The following is a 517-nucleotide window of genomic DNA, read 5'->3' as shown; positions in this document are numbered from 1 at the left end:
GCCGGTGGCCTAACCCCTTGTGGGAGGGAGCTGTCGAAGGTGGGACCGGCGATTGGGACGAAGTCGTAACAAGGTAGCCGTACCGGAAGGTGCGGCTGGATCACCTCCTTTCTAAGGAGCCTCTCACTACGGATCACGCACCATAGGGTGTGCGATTCTAGTGCAGAGCAGTCCGGTTGGTCCAGCGTATGTCTGGACGCCGGCGCTCAAGGGTGGAACATCGAATACTTGATCGGCTCGCCTCTTTCGAGGTGAGCCTGTTCTGGTTCGGCACACTGTTGGGCCCTGAAGGAACAGCCGTTTGGTTGTCTTCTTCAGTACCGGGTCTCCTCTCAGGTCCCATACCGCGTCGCGTCAGCGACGGCAGGTGGTTCCGAAGTAGGGGGAGACGAGCCGGTGGGTGTTTGAGATCTGAACAGTGGATGCGAGCATCTTTGTGGCCAAGTTTTTAAGGGCGCACGGTGGATGCCTTGGCACCAGGAGCCGATGAAGGACGTGGTAGGCCGCGAAAGGCCTC

Annotated in this window: 2 rRNA genes; both read left to right on the top strand. The window is 59.4% G+C overall.

What is annotated here, in order from left to right:
- Positions 1 to 111: ribosomal RNA gene (locus IZR01_RS49540) — 16S ribosomal RNA — on the top strand; the annotation flags it as partial.
- Between the two features lie 327 nt (positions 112 to 438).
- A 23S ribosomal RNA gene (locus tag IZR01_RS49535) occupies positions 439 to 517 on the top strand; the annotation flags it as partial.

It is taken from the genome of Catenulispora pinisilvae (genome assembly GCF_015356865.1).
Taxonomy (GTDB): Bacteria; Actinomycetota; Actinomycetes; order Streptomycetales; family Catenulisporaceae; genus Catenulispora; species Catenulispora pinisilvae.
Note: the sequence above shows the minus strand (reverse complement) of the source record. Positions and strands in the feature narration are given on the sequence as shown.